At 34.3% G+C, this 17,441-nt stretch carries 16 protein-coding genes; 8 read left to right on the top strand and 8 right to left on the bottom strand.

Translation table 11 applies throughout. The features are described 5' to 3' along the window. The first annotated feature begins 235 nt into the window (after positions 1-235). The 4 genes from M2372_RS23400 (at position 236) to M2372_RS23385 (ending at position 2,920) form a co-directional block, all read left to right on the top strand. Positions 236-838 carry a hypothetical protein gene (locus tag M2372_RS23400; RefSeq protein WP_123321519.1) on the top strand — a complete coding sequence of 201 codons (603 nt, stop codon included), beginning with the start codon at positions 236-238 and terminating at the stop codon, positions 836-838. 81 nt (positions 839-919) lie between these two features. Continuing rightward, positions 920-2,179 (top strand): DUF2851 family protein, encoded by a 1,260-nt coding sequence (locus tag M2372_RS23395; RefSeq protein WP_123321518.1) that lies wholly within the window; start codon positions 920-922, stop codon positions 2,177-2,179. 1 nt (position 2,180) lies between these two features. Continuing rightward, on the top strand, positions 2,181-2,402 hold the full coding sequence (locus tag M2372_RS23390) for a PspC family transcriptional regulator (protein WP_034695702.1): 222 nt from the start codon (positions 2,181-2,183) through the stop codon (positions 2,400-2,402). A gap of 5 nt (positions 2,403-2,407) precedes the next feature. Continuing rightward, positions 2,408-2,920 carry a GNAT family N-acetyltransferase gene (locus M2372_RS23385; protein ID WP_123321517.1) on the top strand — a complete coding sequence of 171 codons (513 nt, stop codon included), beginning with the start codon at positions 2,408-2,410 and terminating at the stop codon, positions 2,918-2,920. Positions 2,921-3,058: 138 nt separating this feature from the next. Here M2372_RS23385 and M2372_RS23380 read toward each other — a convergent pair whose 3' ends face one another. From M2372_RS23380 to M2372_RS23370, 3 genes are all read right to left on the bottom strand, one after another. Next, positions 3,059-3,793 (bottom strand): SIMPL domain-containing protein, encoded by a 735-nt coding sequence (locus tag M2372_RS23380; RefSeq protein ID WP_123321599.1) that lies wholly within the window; start codon positions 3,791-3,793, stop codon positions 3,059-3,061. A gap of 112 nt (positions 3,794-3,905) precedes the next feature. Continuing rightward, the gene (locus M2372_RS23375) at positions 3,906-4,718 is read right to left on the bottom strand and encodes a carboxypeptidase regulatory-like domain-containing protein (RefSeq protein WP_228455801.1); all 813 of its coding nucleotides are present in this window, start codon (positions 4,716-4,718) and stop codon (positions 3,906-3,908) included. Positions 4,719-4,828: 110 nt separating this feature from the next. Beyond that, complete coding sequence (locus tag M2372_RS23370) at positions 4,829-5,575, bottom strand: carboxypeptidase-like regulatory domain-containing protein (protein WP_115972764.1); 747 nt, start codon at positions 5,573-5,575, stop codon at positions 4,829-4,831. Between the two features lie 183 nt (positions 5,576-5,758). On the opposite strand from M2372_RS23370, the gene M2372_RS23365 reads away from it, so the two are divergent. The 4 genes from M2372_RS23365 (at position 5,759) to M2372_RS23350 (ending at position 10,680) form a co-directional block, all read left to right on the top strand. Continuing rightward, entirely contained in the window at positions 5,759-8,899 is a 3,141-nt protein-coding gene (locus M2372_RS23365; protein WP_123321516.1) for an exodeoxyribonuclease V subunit beta, read from the top strand. 365 nt (positions 8,900-9,264) lie between these two features. Then, positions 9,265-9,450, top strand: a complete 186-nt coding sequence (locus M2372_RS23360; RefSeq protein ID WP_115972766.1) for a hypothetical protein — start codon at positions 9,265-9,267, stop codon at positions 9,448-9,450. A gap of 30 nt (positions 9,451-9,480) precedes the next feature. Continuing rightward, positions 9,481-9,855, top strand: coding sequence for a hypothetical protein (locus M2372_RS23355; protein WP_123321515.1), 375 nt, complete (start codon positions 9,481-9,483; stop codon positions 9,853-9,855). 12 nt (positions 9,856-9,867) lie between these two features. Beyond that, positions 9,868-10,680, top strand: a complete 813-nt coding sequence (locus M2372_RS23350; protein WP_123321514.1) for a hypothetical protein — start codon at positions 9,868-9,870, stop codon at positions 10,678-10,680. 109 nt (positions 10,681-10,789) lie between these two features. Here M2372_RS23350 and M2372_RS23345 read toward each other — a convergent pair whose 3' ends face one another. The 5 genes from M2372_RS23345 to M2372_RS23325 form a co-directional block, all read right to left on the bottom strand. Further along, complete coding sequence (locus M2372_RS23345) at positions 10,790-11,299, bottom strand: ferritin (protein ID WP_115972769.1); 510 nt, start codon at positions 11,297-11,299, stop codon at positions 10,790-10,792. Between the two features lie 127 nt (positions 11,300-11,426). Continuing rightward, the gene (locus M2372_RS23340) at positions 11,427-11,873 is read right to left on the bottom strand and encodes a hypothetical protein (protein WP_123321513.1); all 447 of its coding nucleotides are present in this window, start codon (positions 11,871-11,873) and stop codon (positions 11,427-11,429) included. 178 nt (positions 11,874-12,051) lie between these two features. Beyond that, positions 12,052-13,068 (bottom strand): hypothetical protein, encoded by a 1,017-nt coding sequence (locus tag M2372_RS23335; RefSeq protein ID WP_123321512.1) that lies wholly within the window; start codon positions 13,066-13,068, stop codon positions 12,052-12,054. A 139-nt stretch (positions 13,069-13,207) separates the two neighbouring features. Next, on the bottom strand, positions 13,208-15,859 hold the full coding sequence (locus M2372_RS23330; protein ID WP_123321511.1) for a 4-alpha-glucanotransferase: 2,652 nt from the start codon (positions 15,857-15,859) through the stop codon (positions 13,208-13,210). A gap of 140 nt (positions 15,860-15,999) precedes the next feature. Then, positions 16,000-17,169 (bottom strand): T9SS type A sorting domain-containing protein, encoded by a 1,170-nt coding sequence (locus M2372_RS23325; RefSeq protein WP_123321510.1) that lies wholly within the window; start codon positions 17,167-17,169, stop codon positions 16,000-16,002. Positions 17,170-17,441: the final 272 nt, after the last annotated feature.

Raw genomic sequence — 17,441 nt, 5'->3', positions numbered from 1 at the left:
CAAAAAGATAACCTCTTTTTCAGGAACTATAAAGAATATTTTAATTTTCTGAATAACATTTGTAGTACCTGTAGTTTACAAATGTTGTATAAGTGTCGTACGCCTTTAAGAACTATGACACAAAAAAAAACGGACCTTTGCAAATAAAAAACAGATCTGTAATAAAGCTGAATCTGTAAATTTTGTTATCCCTTCAATAATACAATTTTATTTATTGAACAATAAAACACATACAATGAGAGACATGAAAAAAAACCTGAGTTTATTAGGATTAATGATTTCAGGATTATTCCTTGCTCAGATAGGAATTAATACAGATACCCCTACCAAAACACTGGATGTCAATGGGAGCACAAGAGTCCGAAACCTAACCGGAGCAGCATCCAACAACAGTACATTATTTCCTAATTCAGTAGTTGTAACGACCAGTGACGGAACGCTTACCAACACCAATGCTTTAAACATTCTATATTCATCAGGAATATACAGATGGTCGGACAGCAATAGTAATTGGTCAAATATTCGGACAGGCAATAAAGAAGCCCGACTGGATTTTATAGGAAGAGCGTCTGTTTCTGGTCTTCCCGCCATCACTTTTTCAATTATATATCAGCTGGGTACTCCTATTACTATTATTCAAAATCCTGTTCTGTCTGCTGGGGGAACAGCTACTATTACTAATATAACCAACAATAATTTTACTCTTACTATCAATTCCTCACAGGCTTTTAATTTTACTTTCACAACTGTAAACGGTTTAACAGCAATTAATGCTGGAAACTCCGGTGGGACTTTTTGGATCCAGGGAACCTGGCATTCTACTCCTAATCTAAACTAGATCTGGAATTGGTCAGACTATCATGTAAGGTGTAGATTCAAAATAAAGGACAAACCATTCTATCTATTTCTTCTTACACTTATGACAGAAAAATTGCTTCAATATCTTTGGAACTATAAGGTTTTCAAATATTTTGACTTCAAGGATATTGAAGGAAATTCCGTTGAGATCATACATTTTGGGAAATGGAACAAAGATGCCGGCCCGGATTTTATCAATTCTAAGATCAAAATCAACGGGGTAATTCTTGCCGGAAATATAGAACTGCATGTCCGCTCCTCGGACTGGATTTTCCATAATCATTCTCAGGATCCCAATTACCAGAATATTATTCTTCATGTCGTATTTCAGCATGATGTAGAAATAAGTCAACTTACAGATCAGCAAGTCTCTACTCTTGAACTGAAGCATCACATTGATGAAAATATCATCCGGAAATACGAAAAGTTAATCAATGGAAACCAGTTTATAGCCTGTGAAAATATCTTTAACAAAGATAAGATCCCTTTACATTTTCATGAAGGAAATATACTGAAAAAACTGGAGGAAAAATCTGTTGAACTGGAGCAAAGCTTAGTCCTTTACAAAAATAATTTTGAAGCAGTTTTATTTCACAGCCTAGCGTATTCTTTTGGATTAAAAGTGAATGCTCATATTTTCAGGCAGATTGCTGAAAGTATTGATTACAGTATTATTAATAAAATCCGGCAGAATCCTTTACAGCTTGAAGCTTTATTATTCGGAATTTCAGGATGGCTTGCCACTCCCGAAGACGGACAAATGAAAATATGGAAACGGGAATTTGACTTCCTTAAATTAAAATTTAAGCTTCCGGATCTTGTTTTTCATCCTAAGTTTTTAAGATTAAGACCACCTAATTTTCCTACGATCCGTTTATCTCAGCTTGCAGACCTTTATCAGCATCAGAATTTATTTTCAAAGATCATGGATGCAGAAAGCACTGAAGAGCTGTATGATCTGTTTAAATCGGTAAAAGCTTCGGAATATTGGGATTGCCATTTCAATTTCGGAACGATTTCGAAAGTACATCCTAAGACTTTGAGCAAAGATTTTATTGACCTCATCATCTTGAATACCATACTTCCTTTAAAATACACTTATCATAAATATCATCAAGAAGAAACTGCTGATAAGATCTTAGAATTCTATCAGAATATTACTGCTGAAAAAAACTCAGTAATCCAGAACTGGAAAAATCTTGGAGTTCTTGTTAAAACGGCCCTGGAAAGCCAGAGCCTGATTTATCATTATAAAAATTCATGTGACGGAAAAAATTGCTTAACTTGCAGTATTGGATTTAAACTTTTAAAAGAATCTTGAAATGCTGAGTAATATCCGTCATAAAATGGAAAGAGAATGGTTTGGTGTACTGACAAGAACAGGAGCTAAGCTGGGAATTCCTGTATCCAAATTAAGGATCTTCTTCATCTACTCTACTTTCGCCACAGCCGGCTTTTTCTTTCTGATTTATCTGGGTTTGGCATTTACTTTGTGGATTAAAGATATTTTTATCACCAGAAGACCAAGCGTCTTCGACTTATAACAATTATGGAATTTTTACCGATTACGTCTGCTGAAGATCATAGAGTTCAGGGAATCTATACTTCTTATACCAGCACTTTTCCTGTAGACGAGCAAAGAGATAAGGAACAGTTTCTGGATTTATTTTCAAATCCGAATGTAAGTTTCATGTCTGTAGTACATGAATCTGAAGATGTGGGATACCTCATCTTATGGAAATTGAGTTCTTTTGTTTTTGTGGAACATTTTGAAGTGTTTGAAACTTTCAGAAGTAAAAAGCTGGGATCACATATTATGGGACATCTACTGGAAAGTTATCCACAAATAATCCTTGAAATTGAACCTGAAAATCAGAATGAAGATGCTAAAAGACGCTATTCTTTCTATCAGAGAAACAACTTTGGTCTGATTGATACCACTTATGTACAGCCAAGCTATGGAGAGGGAAAACAATCTCTGAACTTATGGCTGCTGGCCAATTATTCTCCTGAAAATGTGGAAGAGCTTAAAAATGAAATTTGCGATATTGTATATCCTTAATATAGAACGCCGGAGTATTTCCGGCGTTTATTTTTTATTGATTTAAAAAGTTAATTGATAAGAGAATTAACTACAGATGTTTGCGCTTTATTTTCATTCTTTTAAACCTGACGAATTAAATAATCCTTTGATTGTAAATCAGTTCACTTCATATTCCAGTTTGATGGTAATGCTGGCTTCTTTTTCTTTAGAAGAGGTATTGAATGTTCCGCCATAAGAATAATCTTCATTTGAATTGGGTGCTGTAATCTGAATAACTCCCATCGTAGCTTTTTTAAGATTTCCTAAACTACTTCCTGAGTTTTCTGCAATTTTTTCTGCACGTTCTTTGGCATCTTTTGTCGCACTGGCAATCATTTCCTGCTTTACAGTAGCTAATTTGGTATAGAAATAGGAAGGCGAAGAAGAGGTGAACTCAATTCCGCGGTTGATAATTTCAGTAATATTTCTGGAAAGGTTTTCAATTTCGCCTACTTCCTTGCTTTCAATAGATACATTTTGAGTCAGGTTATAACCGGAAAATTCTCCCTGAACATAATTCCCATTGGAATCATTATAACTTCTGAACTGTTTCTGAATGTCTACGGAAGAGAAAACAATTTCATTCTGCTTTATTCCCTTCGAAGTCAGATAATCGTTGATCACTTTTCTGTCCATAGCCAATTCATCATAAGCTGATTTCAGATCAACATTATTCTTAGAAAAACTTCCAGACCAGGTAATAAGATCAGCGGTAAACTGTTTGGATCCTAACCCTGTTACAGAGATTGTATTTTCAGATTTATTCCTGTTTTTGATTGCATTCCCTAAAAAACCGAGGCCCAGTACAAAGCCTAGTGCTCCTATAGCTACCGCAATAATGTTTTTATTCATAAAATTTGTGAATTGATTTTGATTATGAGAATATTGCAGCAATTTCCATTCCAATATTTTAAGAAAATTTTAACATTAAAGAAAAGCTACTGATTATAAAAGAAAATCAGATTTATTGATGACTATTCTTTAAGCGTTCAATAAAAAGCGGGATAACTTCTTCCATTCTCAATAGGGCACCCGACAAGTTTCTTGCTTTTACATAGGTACGAACCTGAGGTTTTGCAACAAATGAAAATTCTATGAACTCTGAAATTTTGTTGTCAGGAATTCCAGCCTTAACAAAATAATCGTCCTCTACCCTGCTTCTAACCCATTCAATATGCTCCTGCAGATCATCATATCTATAAAGTCTCTTCTGCTTCCTGGCTTTACCGCTTACAAGATCATAAACTCCCTGTACATTGAGATTTCCCAACAGGATAGGTAACAGTACACTTTTCACTTCTGCCGGTTTTTCGCGCATCTTTCCAATGGGCTCCGGAAGGCCAACAGCCTGTTTTACCTGCTCTCCTTTGTCTACTTTCGCAACAATTCTGGAATCCTGCTCCAGATCACCGGACAGTTTCTTTACGATTTTTACTTCTCCAATATCCTTTGGAATCTGAAAAAGGGTTATCAGCAATTGTGTATTGGCACCATCTGTAAGAACTCTTCTGGAAACTCTTTTGAAATCCTCTTTTACAAACCTCAGTTCATCATTAGAATTGGCTTCAATAGAAAACATCCCCATCGAATTCGAATATGCCTTCTTATCGGTAGACATATTAACAATAGTTACAGCACTCAGATTGTCACCATTATCATCAATAATCCTTCCGGTTACAGTTTGCTGGGCCAATACAAGATGAGTACATAGTATTGTAAGGAAGAGAAAACCTTTTCCCCAATATATGCTTAGTATATTTTTGAGTTTATAATCCAATTTATTATAGATATAAAAGTAACGATATTTTATTTATCGTACAGTTTATTTATTTTACAGTATGCGTGAAAGACTGGTATTGTTTCCTGAGTCTCTAGCCTTTTTTTACATTACCTCTGAACTTGTGGAGTACGATAAGACGGAATTCTGGTGAGTACAAAACGTTGAAATCTATACAGATCCGCATCACTGCAAAATCCATATTTCAGGATCTTTTTCCTTTCAAAACCTCCAGCAAAAACATAGGAAATAAAATGATCAATCAGTGGTTTCTCTATTTTAAGATTGGTAAAATAATCATCTCCAAGACTTGCCCGTATATAGTTCGTTAAATCAATATCATCCCATTTGTTTTTAGCCTTCCCAATCATGAATCCCTCTCCTTTCGGCTGTACAAATTCCCCTGGTTTTGCAGCAAGAATCCTCGGATCTGATTTCTGCGACATATATTTTCCAAGATCAGCCAACAGTTTTTCAACCTTTTTCGGCTTGTTATAGCTTCGGGAATCTATTTTCAGGTTTCCGGTAAGTCCCTGTTTTACCTCTACTTCGGGAATCTGAATGGTTGACCGGATGAGACTGATGTTCATAGGAGACTGTACATTTTCCTGAGATACTTTTTTCTCCACTCTATCATAACCGGCTTTTATAAAACGTAATTCATCACCTACTCTTCCGGAAATCATAAAATGACCATCACCATTTGACAAGACCATGTCGTCTGTCCGAATATTAACGACAGTAACATCCTGCATTTCCGCACCACTCTCAGCAACTATCTTTCCGAAGATATAATTTTGGGCATTGGAATGAATGAAGAAAATGAGTGATAAAAAAAGAAGTAGTTTGAATTTCACAGGTTATTTTTTATAGAGCAAAGCTAAAATTATTTTTAATTTATACCATAAGTTTAACCACCGTTAACGCCTTTTAATATTTTCTTTCTGTCTTTTGCTCCCGAAACTGTTAAATAGCCGGATTGAATTGTTAAATTTTCTTTTAAATTTTAGCTAACTTGCAGTCTCAATTCTCTTTTAACAATGCAAAATTCTTACACAGTCATCAATGCTTCTGCGGGATCCGGGAAAACATATGCCCTGGTTCAGAGACTTCTGATGATCTGTCTCCGTTACCCTAACCAACAGCAATCGATCAGGAATATTCTTGCCCTGACTTTTACGAATAAGGCTGCTAATGAGATGAAGGAAAGAATTCTGTCCTGGCTTGGGAATTTCACTGCCAGTAATTATGCAGAGAATGCTGATCTTAAAAATATCCAGAAAGCCTTTGAAGAGCAGGGATTAAAAATTACTCTTGATGAACTGCATCTTCGTTCTAAAAGATTACTGGACCATATTCTTCATAATTATTCCACTTTAAATATCGGAACGATTGACCGTTTTAATTCCAGGCTGGTAAGAAGCTTTTCCTATGAGTTGGGGCTGGCTAAAAACTTTAACCTGGAAATTGAAGCAGAACCGTTTCTGATTGAAGCTGTGGATAAAATGCTGGATCAGATCGGTGAGAATGAAACGATCTCCAATTCTTTCATGGATTATGTGGATTACAGTCTTGAAAATAACGAAAGGATTAATCTTAACAAAAATCTTTACGACTCAGCAAAAGAGTTTGTAAAAGATATTCACTATGAGCATCTGAAAAGTAATCAGAGTTTTGATGACACCAATTATGAAGACATCAAAAACGCGCTTAGGAAAGAGATTGTTCTTAATAAAAAACAGGCTGCAGATCTTGCTGCAAGTTCTATTGAATTGTTTAAATCCAAAAATATTGAAATTGAAGATTTTGCTCAGGGAAAAAACGGGATCGGAGGTTTCTTTACTAAGGTTATTGATTTTTACCAACAGAAAAGAGCCGGGTTTCCTTTTCCTACGACTCAGGAAGAGTCTGTAATCAACAATTACAGGAAAGGAGCCTCTTCAAAATCAAAGCATAAAGAAGCTGAAATCTTGGATATTCTGGATCAGCTTATTGAAAACAGAATGAAACTTATTCTGTTGTATATTGAGACTCAGAAGAAGGAAAAGGTTTTATCTGCATTGCTTCCTTTAAAGGTTAATAAAGATATTCAGGATGAGCTGAAAAAAATTGAGGAAGAGAATGACCTTGTTCTTCTTTCAAAGTTTAATATTCTTATCAATGAAAATCTTAAAAATGAACCTTCTGCCTTTATTTATGAAAAAGTAGGTTCACAGTTTCAGCATTATTTCTTTGATGAATTTCAGGATACGTCAGAGTTACAGTGGCAGAATTTTGTTCCGCTGAGGGATCATAGTGTCTCTACTGAATATACTTCGTTTACTCTTGTAGGAGACCCTAAACAGAGTATTTACAGATTCCGGGGTGGGGAAAGCAAACTGATGCTGGATATTATCAACAAGAAAGAATTTTCGCCTAAAGAAGCAGACCTTCTTGTTCTTAAAGACAACTGGAGAAGTGCCAGAAATATTGTGCAGTTTAATAATGAACTGTATCAATACCATTCTCTGGAGCTGGAAGAGGAACATAAAAATATTTTCGGGAAGGATGCGGAGCAAACTCCTAAATCTAAGATTGACGGGCGGGTAAGAGTAAACCTTATCGAAAATCTCACCAATGAAGAGTTTTATGATGATACTTCTGAGTGTATGCGAAAAGATATACAGGAATGTCTGGATAATGGGTTTAAGTTTTCTGATATTACGATTCTATGCCGTGGAAATTTTGATATTTTCAGCTATTCTCAAAAGCTGGGAAATTTAAAAGTGAATTACCATGGCGAGGAAACCAATATTAAAACTATATCTGATAAAGGTCTTACACTGGAGCTTTCCAATACTTTGAAAGCAGTCATTGAGTTCTTAAGATGGGAAATCAATCCGAAGAATAAGCCATGCCTGATTATGATGATGTATTATCTGAATACGTTGGGAAAAATTCACATGGCAGATTTTACCCTTGAAATGAAAGAAATCCTGGATATTGAAGGTCATGAGGAAATTCTTCAGTTTATTCAGCAGAAATATTCGCTGCAGCTGAAGCAGGATCATTTCCCGAGATTCAATCTGTATAATTTTATAGAATATTACATCAATGAATTTTCAGTAGAAAATAAGGAAACTGACTTTCTGTTGAACTTTTTGGAAATGCTTTTCAATTTTACACAAAATGCGGGAGCAAGTACCAAAGAGTTTTTAAAATACTGGGACGAAGAAGCTTCTTCCTACACCATTCAGGCTTCTGAAAATATTGATGCTATCCAGGTCATGACGATCCACAAATCTAAGGGACTGGAGTTTCCTATCGTTTTTATTCCTATGATGAACAAAAACCGTGATAGCGAGTTTACCAACTGGTTTGAAACGAATGAGAATGATGCTTTAAAATCTGTCAACATCAATCAGTTCAGTAAGAATCTGGAAGTATACGATGAGGAAATTCAAAAGTTTAACAAAAAGAATTCTTATAAAAACCTGATCGATAGACTTTGTTTGCAGTATGTAGCAACAACAAGACCTGTCGAACAGCTATTTTTCTATCTTCAAAAGGCGAATAAAACTTCTAATAATCTTGAACTGTTAGAATTTATTCAGACAAAAAACACTGAAAACCTGGATTCATTTGATTTGTATGAAGTGAAGTCTGAAATGTTGAAAAAGTACTCAAAGACGAAAAGCTCATCTTTCAAAACCCAAAACATTCAGAACCTGAAGAATGTAAATGAAAAAAGTACTTCCATCAAAATTGCGACTCCGTCCAAAAATTATCAGGTACGAAATGAAAAAGTAAGAATCGGACTTTTTGTGCATGAGCTTTTATCGAAGATCAATACTGAAAAAGACATCAACAAAGTTCTGGAAGGATACGCACTTGAAGGCCAGATTACACTTGAAGAGAAAAATGAGATACAAAGCACTCTCCAGGAAATCATAAGAACGTATGCTGAGTTTTTTGATGAGAAATGGGAAGTCATCAATGAAAAAGATATCATGATCTCTGAAAATGGAGAAAGTCATATTTCAAGACCTGACCGTATTTTAAAAAGTGAGGAAGGTTATATTATTGTAGATTTTAAAACCGGCGAACAGAAAGATAAGGATGAAGAGCAGGTACAAGGCTATAAAAACATTCTTGAAAGGCTGGGTAAAAAAGTTTTGAAAACACAGATCATTTATCTGTAACTTCCTATATTTCAATTATTATCCTAATTTGCAGTCAATTAAAATAAAAGTAAAAAAGGATTATTTTTTTAATTCGACCTTGGAAATTCTATTATCAGAATAGAACCGGAATAAAGTGTATAAAACGATCAGAGTTCTAACTGGATTTAATATCCTTATTATATTATCGGTCTGTTCTCAGATACAATTTTTCTTAACAGTAATATAATACTTGTTGAACCAACGAAAGATATAGATTTAGTTGTATCTTTCGTCATATAAAAAACTACTGGAAAAACATTAAAAAAGCGCCCTTAAAAACTAACACAAGTATTAATGCTTTAGCCATGAAAATTTATTTTATCTCGTTTCTTATAAGCGTCTTTATGATAACCTTATCCGGAATTGTCATATATAATATTCTGGATTATATTGATCCGCCTGTAACTGCAGAAGGTTTTAGGTATATGCCTACAGAAAGCCTCTTTAAATCTACTTTTTTCAGTATTATTATAGGTGCTGTAGTTTTTATTACCGCTATCAGAATACAGAGGCAAAGGCAGAATAAATAATTCTTCGCAGACTAAAAATACACAAAGGCTATGTTGAAAAGTTTCATCATTAAAAACTGGAAAATCTTATTCAATATCCAATGGATCAGCTTCAGTATTTTTATTATTTTAACAGCCCTCTATTATTGGGATAAAGCAGCTCATGTTTCTTTTAACAGAAGTGTTGAAACGATTAATATCCAGAGTCTGTTTTCTTTAGTCATGACGTGGTTTTTTATTTTTTTTACAGTGATTATCCTTGTATATCCTTTACTTTTTCTGATACAGTTCTTTTCAATTGGAAAAGGAAATGGCAAGAAACTATTCTTATTATGTGTCTTATACTTATTGACTATTGTTTCGGTATTCTCGTTATACAGCATCAACAGCAGTCATGCTATAAAAGCTATTCAACCTCTCAACTAATCCATTATAATCATGAAATTAAGTATTATAACTACAATACTATTCCTGTTTATCGGTTGTAAACAAAAAGCACAGACCTATAGTTATGAACGGGAAGATTCGGATGAAGCATATGTAATGGATTCATGGAGCCCAGAACATAAGGAAGATTATTATCGGAAAATCGGAAAACTTGTGAGTGAATTTCTAATCCACGAACATTATAAAGCTCCTTCTGAATCAGAGTTTAACAAAATAGTAAATAAAAACCTAAAAATACCGGTAAACAATACAACATACCAGATTATCCCTTATCATATTTTTCAAAAAGACAGCGCTAGTGGAGATGCTTCCAGATTGGTTCTTTTTCCGAAAGAAAGGATCATCTCTTTTGATACAGAATTTCCTCTTTTGGATACATCAAGCTTAAAATATTACAATTCGTCTGATTATAAAAACCTTGATCATAGTGAGGAATATAATATTGTTCTTAATAAGTTATTGTTTACGCCTAATCAGGAGGAAATTGATAAATGGCTAAAGGATGAGCAATTAAATGATCTATTTTTCTACCTGGTCTGCTGTTTTCATTTTGACAGTAATGAAATTATTTTCAGAGATGTTATTGGCAAAATAAAAAGTAATCCTGAGAAGTATAGTACTGAATATCTGCTGCTACTTTTCCAAAAGGATAAGGCCATTATAGACCGGGATTTTATTTCCAGGATTGCAAAGCTGGATCATGATAAAAAATTATTACCTTATTTTAGAAGCGTACTAGTAGAAGAGTTTAATGAAAAAGAGCAGAGGAAGTTTGAAATTGAGCTAAATGAAGCCTATAAGTAATTTTCCTATATAACTCTTTATTACATATTGTTTATAATAAAGTCTACTCACAAAAAACCGCTATTCCAAAGAACAGCGGTTTTTATATTATTGAAAACTTTTTCAGGTTTTAAGCAGTTGTATTAGGTGCAAATACTCTCTGAGAAAGTTCCTGATCAAAAAGGTATAATGCAGATGGGTTATCACATACCATTTTAATTTTCGTTACATACTGAGAAGCACTTGCTTCCTCTTCTACCTGCTCGTTGATGAACCATTGAAGGAACGATGTTGTTGCAAAATCTCCTTCTTCATTGGCATTTTTCACAATATTGAAAATACTTTTAGTAACTATTTTCTCATGTGCCAACGCTTTTTCAAAAATATCTGTTGCATTTTCAAACTCATGCGGAGGTTTTGGAATTTCTCCGATGATAATTTCTCCCCCTACATCATTCAGATAATCAAACATTTTATCAGCATGCATTAATTCTTCTTTGCTTTGTACTCTGAAGTAGTTGGCAATTCCATCCAGGTCTTTTCCTGAAAACCATGCAGACATTGAAAGATAATATTGAGCGGCGTATTGTTCGTGAGCAATTTGTTCGTTAATTAATTTTGCAATTTTTTCGCTAACCATAAGTATTAAATTTATAGTCAAAAATAGGGAATAAAACCCCGAAATCAAAAGTTTTACAGAAAATTAATACAAAAAGGATGGAAAATCATCCATCCTTTACACATTAAAAAATTAAAATCACGAACAGTTATTTTACTTCAGGAGCAGCAGTGTTCATAGGCTTTTTCATCATTCTTTTATCCTTCATTGCCATTCTTTTCTGTTCCATTTTAGCTTTTCTGTCAGCCTGCCATTTATCATATTGTTCAGGAGTAAGAATCTTCTTCATATCAGCATCCATTTGTGCTCTTTTGGCTTTCATTTCTTCCATTTTTGCCTGTCTTACTTCTTTATTCTTTGCAAAGTCAGCTTTCATTTCAGCTTTTCTTTTTTCATGTAATGCTTTTACCTGTGTTACCTGAGAAGCATTAAGGTTAAGGTCTTTTTGCATCTGCGCAAGATGTTCCTGCTCTTTCTGTTGCATTTTTTGCTGCATTTCTGCTCTTCTTGCTTCCTTGTCCTGTGGAGTTGTCTGTTGTGCCATTGCAAAACTTCCTATTCCCATAAATGCTATTGCTAAAACTAATTTTTTCATCTTTAAAAATTTAATTAATTGTTATTATATCTTTTTGATTACCTATTAAATCATAAGTTAAATTAACAAATTCATAAATAATGTTAAAATTTAACTAAAATAAATCAATAATAAACAAAAAAAAAGGACAGATTATAAAAACCTGTCCTTCACACCACTTAAATATAATATATGAAAATTAATTCCTTACCAAGCTTCCTCTAAAGCCTCCACTATTTCCACGACCTGGTGAAGAATTTTCAGATCTTTGCTGTCTGAAACCACCATTGTTTCCTCTGAAACCGCCATTACTTTCTCTAGCCGGAGCTGCTTCTCTTTTCACTTCACTGCCTCCTCTGAAGCCCCCGGAATTATTATTTCTGAAAATTTTGTTGTCTGAGTTTCCTCTGAATCCGCTGTTCTCAGAATCCCTTCTAAAACCTCCGGAATTATTGTTTCTGAAGCCTTCATTATCTGAATTACTTCTGAATCCGCTGTTGTTCTCAGAGTTTCCTCTAAAACCTCCGGAATTAGTCTCTCTTCCATTATTACGGAAACCACCACTTGATTCATTATTATTTCTGAAACCATTATTTGGTCTGCTGCTTCCTCTGATTACATCAAAAGTAGGATTATCAGTTCTTCTGAACCTTGACCGGTCTACTCTATAAATATTAATGTTTACATTTCTGTATCTGGGCATTACCGTATATCGCGGCATATAATAAGATCTTCTATAATTTTGGAAGTAAATAACAGGATTCGCTCCTCTATAATAATTATTCTGAAAAACTACAAAGACTCTTGGTCCCATAATTCTTTCCAAAGCGTAGAATCTGTCATAGTACCATCTGTCCGGATTATATCTGTAAAAGTTATCCCAAGTAGAAAAACTTGCATACAGATTATTAAGTCTCATGATCTGATCTACCTGCCAACGGGTCAATCTGTTCTGTATAAAGAATCCATTCCAGTCGATATTGACAATACTGGTTCTGTAGTCGTTATAATAGCTTTGATAATAATCACTTGGATAATAATCCTGAGGATAGTTATAATAATAATCATCAGGGAAATAATTTCTGTCATCTTCATCGCCGTAATAGCCATTTCCATTCTGATAATAACCATCATCACCCCAACCATTATTCGGATACTGCTGAGCAGACGTCAAAACGCCAAGCCCAAAAGCTAATCCCAAAAATATTTTTTTCATCTCTATAGTCGTTAATTGGTTAATATATAACAGAATATCTTAATTCTATCTTTTTGATTCAAATAAAAAAAAGAAGTTAAATCCTTAGATTAAACTTCTTTCAATATATATGTAACAATCTGAAAATCAATTGTTAAATTTACATCCTACCACTGTCTTTTATCCAATCTCCAATTTTTTCATTGAAAACTTTCTGGTTTTTAAGCTCATCCAGATTTATATGCATTCTATAGCGCCAATAATGAGGGAAAACGGCAGGATTATTAATCCTTTCATTATCTATTTTAGGATTGGTAAGATCCGCGTCCGTAGCCAGAAATTCCTGGATTGGGAAGATTGCCAGCATAGATTCGTTGTATAAATGCTGCTTCATAATGATCTCGGCTAGTTCAGGAGTTAATTCTTCCGGAGCTTTTCCATACTGAATCAGTTGCTGGTTAAAATATCTCTGAGTTAAAGCCGGCTCCTCTTTCCACCATTGTCTCAGTGTTGAGCTGTCATGAGAAGAGGCTGTAACTACATTCATATAATTAGCATTCCTTGGATCATAGAATGGGATATTCTCTGCAGGCATACGCTGAACTTTCAGGGCTATAATCGCCAGCTCATCCATTACAACAGGTACACAGGCAGGAACCATCCCAAGATCTTCACCACAGATCAGCATTTTTGTTGCATTCAGGATAACCGGCAGCTTCTCCATTGCTTTTTCGTACCACAAATGATCTTGTCTTCTGAAAAAATAATCGTGGTACAGATCATAAATACTTTTCTGTTCAGATCCCGGAAGATTTTGATAAGACTCTGTATTATAAACATTAAACCTCGGATGATAAACGGTTTCTCCATTTTTTTCTTCCGGTAAGAACAGGACATTGGCACAAAGGGAAATCAACTTTTCCTCAAGTGGACCATGTGGTTTTTTCTTAAAGAAATCTACAAGTTTTCGCTGGGTATCAAATTCTTCTTTAAAGGAATAGGTTCCATCTTCTTTACGATCCATAAATACAAGAGCTTTTCCACTATCTCCTGCAAAATTTTTCCATAAAATCTCATTGTTGATAAACGGCTTGCAATACCTGTCAAAGGTAAACGGAATCTGCCAGGCTTTAAATTCATCTGCAACAATAGGAACCGCAGGATAAAAATATCCTAAAATACCTTGTACAGCAGAAACAGGCATCCTCCATATTCTAAAGAAACCTAAAATATGGTCGATCCTCATAGCATCAAAATACTGTTCCAGTGCTTTGAATCTGTTTTTCCACCATCTGTAGTCATCTGCTTTCATAGCTTCCCAGTTATAGGTAGGGAATTCCCAATTTTGTCCTAGCTCTGTAAACTGATCCGGTGGTGCTCCTGCTTGGAAATCCATTCCGAACAGTTCAGGTTCAGTCCATGCTTCAACAGAATATCTATAGATTCCGATTGGAAGATCTCCTTTTAAAGAAACTCCAAGACTATGGGTATAATCTACAGCATCCTTCAATTGAACATGAAGCTGATACTGTACCCATGCATGAAGCATTGAAAGATCATAGTCTTTACTTTTTGTCGTAAAAAACTGTGTGATCTTTCCGGCAATATATTTTTTATGAGTTTTCCACTCATTGAAATTAGGCGTTTTGTATTTATCTCTCAATACACAGAATGCAGAATAAGGAACCAGCCAATATTCATTGTCCTTAATGAATTTCTTAAAGTTTCTGTCTTTATAAATTTTATCTTTTTCTGCCTGAAAAACGGCTGTCAAATACTTCCATTTCCCTTCGATCATTTTTTCATAATCAATAAGATCAAGAGCATTTAAAGTCTCTTTCTCAGCTTCATAATCTTTAACTAATTCTTTCGGTAAAGAAAAATCAAGTTTTTCCAGTGAAATATATTGGGGATGTAAAGCATATACAGATACTGCAGCATAAGGATAGGAATCCGTCCAGGAATAATTGGCTGTTGTATCATTAATCGGAAGGATCTGAATGATTCCAAGATTTGTTTCCCTTGTCCAATCTGCTAATTTTTTAATATCAGAAAATTCTCCTACTCCAAATCCTTCTTCACTTCTCAATGAGAATACAGGAACAGCAACTCCGGCATCATGATACATCTGGTACCCTTTGAATCTGAAATAATGGTTGGAAACAATCTGTAGTACATCCGGTAATGGGTTCGCTATTGTAAATCTGTTTTCTCCTGTTTCTACATCTATTACTCTATTCTGCTTCGTATCGTAAATACAGTATTTAAACTGAATACTTTCATTTTCAGGAATCTCAACAGAGACTTCCCAAACCCCAAAATCTGTCTGGAATAAAGGAACTGCCTTATGATAATCCCAGCTTCCTAATGAGGCTGTACTACCAAACAAGACGATTCTCCAATCCGGATTATAGATAGGAGCTTCTATTCTGAATAGATGAGTATGCTTTTTTAAAATTGCAGATTTCTCAAGGCTAAAATCGTGTAACTTGTTGTAAAGAATTTTATTATTTAAATAATTCTCCGGGAAGTTTTTATTATTCCACTCATCAAAAATTACAAACTCTTTATAATTGTGCGGAAAATTAAGATAATGCTGAACAAATTCCTCTCTTAAAACGTTTCCTTTTTCATTAACCACTCTGTACTGATAATAAATGGATTTTGAAAAATAATCCACTTCACATTTCCACAAACCATTCTCTGCGCAAAACATCGTATAAACATGAGCTGAAGCTCCTGTTTCCTTAATCACAAGCTCCAGATTCTCTCCGGCCTTTACAATATATCCTACATTAAAGTATAGTTTCATCTATATTTTTTTATAAAAGTACATTTTAATATCGAAAAATAAAACTTGTTGAGTATCAAATAATCATTAAAAAACCTTCTCAATACAATTGAAAAGGTTCTATGATAAGTCTAATTTTACTGATAAATTTTAATGACCCATTATTGGGTAACAAGAATTTTCTTATTTATTATTACTTTTCCTGATTCATCAGCTATACTTACAATATAAGCTCCACTAATTAATCCTTTAAAATAAACCTTCTGATCCAAAGATCCATCCTTAACAGACAGGTTTTGAGTCATAACATTTTTACCGGACATATCGAAGACATTAAGCTTAATATTTCCTTTTACACTCTTATTATTAACATGAACATTCACAAACTGCTCATCAACCCTTGTAGGATAAATATCAAGATCAGTTAATGAAAGGCTATTCGAAGAAGTTCTGTCGTTTACAAAGTACTTACTTGCCAGATCATAAATATGCAGATTCTGTTCTCCCGGAAGTTGCTTTGCCTGTAAAGTCGCTAAATCTACTTCATATAAAGGAGCTCCTTTAGCACTTGCTATTACGACTTTTCCCTGTGCATTTACTGCAGAACCGTTCACAGAATAGTTATCCGGAATCCCGGCAATTTTACCTACAAATTTTGCTTTTAATTCCTTAACAGATACTTTAAAAACATTCCCTGAAGCTGCAAAAACATAGAAATTATTATCTGCATCTGCAATCATATCACCTCCAAACCCAGTTTCTAACGTAGTAAATGAGTTTTTACCGTTAGAAGCATCATCATTTATAATTCCAAGATCGTTAACCACGTACTGTCCACCTTTTTTACTGATCTGCAAAAACTGTGTCCCGGAGTTATTGGCAGCATAGATATTACCATCATATCCTGTAGCCATTCTTGTAATATGAGAATTAATATCACAAGACGTTACTCTCACGGCATTATTCTCTATTAAAATAATTTCTTTAGTCTGAGGATTTAAAACATAAATATTAGAAGAAAACATAGGCATATATACCAGGTTATTGCTGGAAGAATCATAAGCCAATGCTGCCATAGTTACTGCCTGGGAGTTATTGAAAGAATTTTTATCTTCTGTTACCACTCCTCTTCTTGTCTGGGAAATAACCTTTGAAGATGATTCTGCAGTAAAAATTTTTTCACCGGAAGTCCCGTTCATTACATCCATCGCTCGGAAATCACTGAAATTAATACTTGAAGTATCCTTTCCTGCAATAGCAAAAAAATCCTGCTGAGCCTGTGCATTAATGCCTAGGAACAGTAAAAATAGAGGGAATAAATGTTTTTTCATAGAATGTATATTTTAGATTCGTAATCATTTTAGTATGACTAAGTTACACAATTTACAAATTAGAAAAACAAAAAAAGGTTATGTTTTAGAAAAAATTTATAATAAATTCATCAAAATAATAAAAATATGTTAATTATAGTTTCACAATATATAAAGCGAAATAATAAATTTTTCCTTATTTCAAATATATTCCAGGAGCTTAATCCTGCTATCCACTCATACTCCTCGCGCCTTTCTATCCCAACGCTTAAGCCTTGCTCTCCCACTCCTGC

Source organism: Chryseobacterium sp. BIGb0232, assembly GCF_024810195.1.
GTDB classification, from domain to species: domain Bacteria; phylum Bacteroidota; class Bacteroidia; order Flavobacteriales; family Weeksellaceae; genus Chryseobacterium; species Chryseobacterium pennae.
The sequence above is the reverse complement of the archived record's forward strand: the minus strand, read 5'-3'. Positions and strand labels throughout refer to the sequence as shown.

Coding starts and splice junctions, on each gene's coding strand:
- M2372_RS23395 (WP_123321518.1), top strand. CDS start 920: ATGACAGAAAAATTGCTTCAATATCTTTGGAACTATAAGGTTTTCAAA.
- M2372_RS23385 (WP_123321517.1), top strand. CDS start 2,408: ATGGAATTTTTACCGATTACGTCTGCTGAAGATCATAGAGTTCAGGGA.
- M2372_RS23380 (WP_123321599.1), bottom strand. CDS start 3,793: ATGAATAAAAACATTATTGCGGTAGCTATAGGAGCACTAGGCTTTGTA.
- M2372_RS23340 (WP_123321513.1), bottom strand. CDS start 11,873: ATGAAAAAATTAGTTTTAGCAATAGCATTTATGGGAATAGGAAGTTTT.
- M2372_RS23325 (WP_123321510.1), bottom strand. CDS start 17,169: ATGAAAAAACATTTATTCCCTCTATTTTTACTGTTCCTAGGCATTAAT.
- M2372_RS23360 (WP_115972766.1), top strand. CDS start 9,265: ATGATAACCTTATCCGGAATTGTCATATATAATATTCTGGATTATATT.
- M2372_RS23330 (WP_123321511.1), bottom strand. CDS start 15,859: ATGAAACTATACTTTAATGTAGGATATATTGTAAAGGCCGGAGAGAAT.
- M2372_RS23355 (WP_123321515.1), top strand. CDS start 9,481: ATGTTGAAAAGTTTCATCATTAAAAACTGGAAAATCTTATTCAATATC.
- M2372_RS23350 (WP_123321514.1), top strand. CDS start 9,868: ATGAAATTAAGTATTATAACTACAATACTATTCCTGTTTATCGGTTGT.
- M2372_RS23400 (WP_123321519.1), top strand. CDS start 236: ATGAGAGACATGAAAAAAAACCTGAGTTTATTAGGATTAATGATTTCA.
- M2372_RS23390 (WP_034695702.1), top strand. CDS start 2,181: ATGCTGAGTAATATCCGTCATAAAATGGAAAGAGAATGGTTTGGTGTA.
- M2372_RS23335 (WP_123321512.1), bottom strand. CDS start 13,068: ATGAAAAAAATATTTTTGGGATTAGCTTTTGGGCTTGGCGTTTTGACG.
- M2372_RS23345 (WP_115972769.1), bottom strand. CDS start 11,299: ATGGTTAGCGAAAAAATTGCAAAATTAATTAACGAACAAATTGCTCAC.
- M2372_RS23365 (WP_123321516.1), top strand. CDS start 5,759: ATGCAAAATTCTTACACAGTCATCAATGCTTCTGCGGGATCCGGGAAA.